Here is a 278-nt window from a genome sequence, read left to right as displayed (position 1 = left end):
CCACCCTCCAGTGCTACGTAGGCGTCCATCGTTACGAAGTACGTACGTTGCCACGTCAATAAACCTTGCTTTCGAAGCGTCGTTACGAATTTCGTAATCGTCAAGTGGGAAGGGGTGGTAGACGACAACCTCCATGGACGAACTCGACCGCGAGATACTGAACATCCTCCGACGGGACGCCCGGACGCCCTACACCGAGATCGCCGAGGAGGTCGGCACCAGCGAGGGGACGGTCCGCAACCGGGTCGAACGGATGACCGAGGACGACGTCATCGAAC

Annotated in this window: 1 protein-coding gene; it reads left to right on the top strand. The window is 59.0% G+C overall.

Translation table 11 applies throughout. The annotated features are described in order from the left end of the window. Window positions 1-133: 133 nt before the first annotated feature. Window positions 134-278, top strand: a 145-nt coding sequence (locus SM755_RS23520) for an AsnC family transcriptional regulator (protein WP_323174819.1), incomplete at its 3' end; no start/stop codon positions are given.

Source organism: Natrialba sp. PRR66 (genome assembly GCF_034808065.1).
GTDB lineage: Archaea > Halobacteriota > Halobacteria > Halobacteriales > Natrialbaceae > Natrialba > Natrialba aegyptia.
This window is presented reverse-complemented; position numbering and strand designations above follow the sequence as displayed.